This window comes from Citrobacter sp. wls613, from assembly GCF_005281195.1.
In the GTDB taxonomy this organism is placed as follows: Bacteria; Pseudomonadota; Gammaproteobacteria; order Enterobacterales; family Enterobacteriaceae; genus Citrobacter; species Citrobacter gillenii.
In genome coordinates this window covers 7073-11680 of the sequence record NZ_SZXN01000030.1, presented here as the reverse complement: position 1 = coordinate 11680, position 4608 = coordinate 7073, and the positions used below count along the sequence as shown (strand labels likewise).

Below are 4608 nucleotides of genomic sequence, written 5' to 3'. Positions count from 1 at the left end.
GATACGAGCTATCTCTGTCTCTGGAAACATGCTGGATGCCATCTGCTCAAGTGCGCCTTTAAGTGGCTTGCTATCAACCTTTTCGATACGTGCCAGAGCAAATGCCTTGAGTGACTGCTTGATGCTTCGACCGTCTACGCGAGCACATGCGCGGCATAGTTCTGCGTGGAGGATGGTTTCAGGAAATTCGTTATATTCCTGCTCAATGATTTCTCGCGTGTTACGTGCTTCTTTCATGCTTATCTCCCGCCCCTGACTTCTGCCAGACGCTGATTGAATAGGTTGCTTAGTGGGTTGATTTCGCTGTTGTCGCATCGCGCTGGTCGTGATTTTTGTTTCGCAATCCGATCTGCAGGATTCACAACGTAGTAGCGGTATCGTTTTTCACACCCTTCACGGCGCAAAACTCCGGCTCCTGACTGCTTAAACAGCACGGAAGTAACCGACCCTTTGGCAATATTCATTTCTCGGATGACGTCTGACATGTAGCATCCTGGGTGATCGGCGATAAACTGAATAATCGCATCGGTCTGGCCTTTGTTATTCATACGTCCGCCCCTTTGGAATACCGGCTGCCGGTGTGTTTTGTGGTTGATATCCTGCGAACTTCATCCTGATCGCATGGCATGAAGTGACCGTTAACGAATCGCTGGTAAACGGTACCGAGCGTGCCGAACCTGTTTTTTGTCACGATGACCTCAGCAAATGGCGCTGCCGGGGAATGCTCGTCGTACACAGCCTCGCGGTAGAGCATGATGATGCTGTCTGCGTCCTGCTCAATGCTGCCGGAGTCGCGCAGGTCAGCGTTGGTTGGACGCTTGTTTGGGCGCTTCTCAACGTCACGTGACAGCTGGCTCAATGAGATGACCGGGCTCTTCAAATCCTTCGCCATGGCTTTCAGGCTGCCGGAGATATGCGCGATCGCTAGGTCGTTACGGTCTGCTTTCGGCTTGGATATCAGGCCGAGGTAGTCAACCAGGATAAGCGACAGTGACGGGTGCTCCTGCTTGTGGCGTTCGGCGATGCTGCGGATCTCTTCGACGGTCAACTTCGACGCATCAACCATCCACACATCCAGGTCTTTCAAGTGGCAAATAGCGCTGAACACCCGCGCCCAACCCTCGTCGTCCATGTTGGCCGGATTACGCAGAACGCTGACGGACATGTTTTCTCGACCGGCAATGCTGCGCTCGGCGATTTGGAGGTTGCTCATCTCCATGCTGAAAATCAGCACACCGCGCAAGCTGTCAGTGCCGGGCATTGGTCGACTGGCCACACCCTCTGCAATCTTCAACGCCAGCTCTGTCTTGCCCATACCAGGCCGCGCCGCGATAATCACCAGGTCTTCCGCGTTCATGCCGCCGGTAATGGCGTCCAGTTCGTCGATACCGGTCTTCATGGTGTCTGACTCGTCGCCGTTTTTAAGCCGGTTCTCCAGCGTATCGGCGTAATCATTCAGCACTTCGCCGAGTCTTACTGGGCGCACTTCTGTTTTTGGCTTCCTGATGGTGCTCAGGCGACGCATTAGCTCGTCCATTGCTGATGCTGCACCGTCCAGAGTTCCGTTGCTCACGTCGCCGCGTAGCTCGTCTATGGCATGCAGGAACAATCGTCGCTGATACTGGTCAGCAAGCATATCGGCGTAACCAGAGAGGTTTGCAGCGCTTGGGCATGCTCTGGCGGTCATCATCACATCGGTAGCATGTTCATCGCCGCACTCTTCAGCGACCATCAGAGCGTCAATCAGGTTGCGATTTCTGGCTTGTTTGCGTATCACCTCAAAAGCTTTCCGGTAGAGCGGGATGGTGAATGCGTCAGCTTCCATCCGGGCTAGAACGTCACTTGCCGCCGGGGTCAGTCCGCCGAGAAGTAACCCGCCAATCACGCTGGCCTCGATATCCTGTCTCATAGTGTTCCCTCACGAATTGCCACCAGAACTTTCGGGCGTAGCAGGTAATCAAAATTTGCTACCCAGTCACGATCGTTATCACCGAAATGGAATGGTCTGGCAGCTGCCATGAACGCTTTCACATAGGCGCGGAATCCGTCGATGTTTTTGGTAGCAAGAGAGTTAACCAGTTTGCGAATTTTTCGCTTCCGCTCTTCGTTGGCTTCCACTGCGTGAGGCAATCTCTCCCCTGCAATCTCGTTGTAGGCGGACAGGTATTCGTCGTAATCGAAATTAACTGGTTTTCGCTTTTCAGGTTTAACCGGTCCGCGGTCATCGCAAGATGACTGTGTGTTTTCTTTCTTTTCTTTCTTTTGAATAGTTTCTTTTGTGTTTAGCTGAGTTGGCTTATACCCATTAGCTAATTTGGCTAATGTTTCGTTAGCTGTTTTAGCTAATGTTTCGCTATGTTGGCTAATCTCAAAATTCCACTCAGAGATCACCTTGTTTATCCCAATTGCCAGGCCATTAGTAACGATGATGTTCATAGCAATCATCTCGTTTTTAGCCTTGCAAACGTGTGTATGGTGAATGCCGGTCATCATGGCTATCTGTGTGTTTGTGATCCGGTCAAACTTCTTACCGAATCCGTAGGTCTTTCGGATCAACGCCAGAACAACCTTCAGCTGGCGAGCTGTCAAATCGGCAGCCATAACCGCTTCCAGCAGCTCGTTAGCGACGCGGGTATACCCATCATCGAGATCTGCCACCTGACGCTCCACGGCCGCCAGAGACGGCCTGATTGGTGTTACTGTTGCAGGGCTACTCATGACCGTTCTCCTTCCGCTTTAGTTCTTCGATGATGGCTCTCAGCTTTGTACCGACAGCCGGGTTACAGGATTTGATGAACCGGTCACGAGCAATATTTTTATGTACTGACGCCTGGTAAAAACGAGTTTTCTTAGGCATAATTACTCCTGTGAATTGATCCAGTTATTCGGCTAGAATTTCATGGTTATCTGATCAGAGCGTTCGGTTGCAGCCGGACGCTTTTTCTTTCCGCACATCCTCTCTTCCAGCAAATCAGCCAGTCCCACAACCACACGTGAAATGTCGTCGTCAGTAATCGAGTAACCGATGAATTCGAGTAGTGCAGCCATGCGCGGGATGTAGTGCTTCTTCCACTGCGTTACCGATGATTTGTTTACGCCGAGATGCTCAGCTACCTGGGTAGTTCCGAGAATGGCGATACGGTTTAAGATCCAGCTCTCAATGTTTCGAGCGCTGGCTTTGTTGCGTTTCGTTAAGTCGTCCATATGTGATAATTCCTTTGGTGTGAAATAGTTAATTGATAAATGTTTGTTCTTTTTATCGTGCACCATTGACAGTCAACCTTGACCACGCCGGGCACCCGACCATATACCGGGCCGTTCGGTAATATTTTTAAAGAGATTTTTTAGGCAGTAAAAATGCCTGGATACAGCACTTCCTTTGACAGACCGGTCGCTTCTTCGTATTTGCGCATCTTGGTAACCGGGAGGCTTCCGCCTCGCTTTTTAAGCATGTTGATGGCCTGAGGAGTAACCCCTACCTTTTCGGCTAGGATTTTCTGAGAACCACCAACAGCACTGATAGCCATGTCAAGAGGAGTAACAGTCTTCGGTTTGTTGATCATGTCTTACTCCAGTTAACGTTAATCAACACCATGTTAATTCATGACGTGGATTAAATCAACATCATGATGATGGAAAAAATACACATCATGTTTACCATGGAGGGAAGCGGAGGTTTTATGAGTGGAATTGCAGAAAGAATCCGGCATTTACTTGCCAGAGAAAATATGAAGCAGAAGGATTTAGCTGAACAGCTTTCTACGAGTGCGCAGACTGTTAATAACTGGATTAAGCGTGACTCCATAAGCCGTGAGGCTGCTCAGCAAATTTCAGAGAAGTATGGGTATTCTTTAGACTGGCTTTTAAATGGCAAGGGATCACCAAAGATAACTGATGATGCTGGAATCCCTCCTGAATCAGAATGGGGAACCGTAGACGCATGGGACAAGAACACGCCACTACCAGATGATGAGGTTGAAGTGCCGTTCCTTAAGGACATTGAATTTGCATGTGGTGATGGGCGCGTACATAGCGAAGATCATAACGGTTTTAAGCTGAGGTTCTCAAAGGCAACATTGCGTCGCGTTGGGGCAAATAGCGATGGTTCTGGCGTTCTTTGTTTCCCGGCAACCGGTGACAGCATGGAACCAGTAATACCTGATGGGACAACCGTTGCGGTAGACACGAATAATAAGCGCATAGTCGATGGTAAACTTTATGCTATCGCTCAGCCAGGTGGCGGAGACGATAAGTTGAAGCGCATAAAACAGCTATATCGCAATCCTGGTGGAATGCTGACTATACGCAGCTTTAACCGGGAAGATGAGACAGCGAACGAAGCTGATGTAGAAATCATTGGTCGCGTATTCTGGTACTCTGTATTGCTATAGATAGTAAGTGACCCGGCCACCGCGCCGGGTTTTCTTTGCCTTCCGATCCCGCTAGCCCGCCACCTGCCCGACACTATAACCAATTGATTATTATAGTAACGCGGTATTGGCGCGACCATTTTCCCGCCAGATGGTCACCACCAAAATCCCTATTTACTCCTGCACTTTTTCGCCGCTCCTGCACTTTTTCGCCGCTCCTGCACTACTGCCCTTTCCT

At 49.9% G+C, this 4608-nt stretch carries 8 protein-coding genes; 1 reads left to right on the top strand and 7 read right to left on the bottom strand.

The genetic code is table 11. From position 1 onward, the window contains the following. The 7 genes from FDX01_RS22990 to FDX01_RS04320 all read right to left on the bottom strand — a co-directional run. The coding region (locus FDX01_RS22990) for a hypothetical protein (RefSeq protein WP_170974753.1) at positions 1-237 on the bottom strand (237 nt) is incomplete at its 3' end. A 2-nt stretch (positions 238-239) separates the two neighbouring features. After that, complete coding sequence (locus tag FDX01_RS04345; protein WP_137399296.1) at positions 240-548, bottom strand: MarR family winged helix-turn-helix transcriptional regulator; 309 nt, start codon at positions 546-548, stop codon at positions 240-242. Beyond that, on the bottom strand, positions 545-1909 hold the full coding sequence (locus FDX01_RS04340) for a replicative DNA helicase (RefSeq protein WP_047500205.1): 1365 nt from the start codon (positions 1907-1909) through the stop codon (positions 545-547). Before FDX01_RS04340 ends, FDX01_RS04345 begins: the two co-directional genes overlap by 4 nt. Then, a complete protein-coding gene (locus FDX01_RS04335; RefSeq protein ID WP_137399295.1) occupies positions 1906-2718 on the bottom strand; it encodes a replication protein in 813 nt (270 codons plus the stop codon). The genes FDX01_RS04340 and FDX01_RS04335 overlap by 4 nt, the downstream gene beginning before the upstream one ends. Further along, a complete protein-coding gene (locus FDX01_RS04330; protein ID WP_123969710.1) occupies positions 2711-2857 on the bottom strand; it encodes a DUF2740 family protein in 147 nt (48 codons plus the stop codon). Before FDX01_RS04330 ends, FDX01_RS04335 begins: the two co-directional genes overlap by 8 nt. Before the next feature lie 32 nt (positions 2858-2889). Further along, positions 2890-3204 (bottom strand): CII family transcriptional regulator, encoded by a 315-nt coding sequence (locus tag FDX01_RS04325; RefSeq protein ID WP_137399294.1) that lies wholly within the window; start codon positions 3202-3204, stop codon positions 2890-2892. A gap of 140 nt (positions 3205-3344) precedes the next feature. Further along, positions 3345-3563: a YdaS family helix-turn-helix protein gene (locus tag FDX01_RS04320; protein WP_057064744.1), complete on the bottom strand. Its 219-nt coding sequence runs from the start codon at positions 3561-3563 to the stop codon at positions 3345-3347. Positions 3564-3629: 66 nt separating this feature from the next. On the opposite strand from FDX01_RS04320, the gene FDX01_RS04315 reads away from it, so the two are divergent. Then, positions 3630-4391 carry a S24 family peptidase gene (locus FDX01_RS04315; protein WP_226999312.1) on the top strand — a complete coding sequence of 254 codons (762 nt, stop codon included), beginning with the start codon at positions 3630-3632 and terminating at the stop codon, positions 4389-4391. Positions 4392-4608 lie beyond the last annotated feature (217 nt).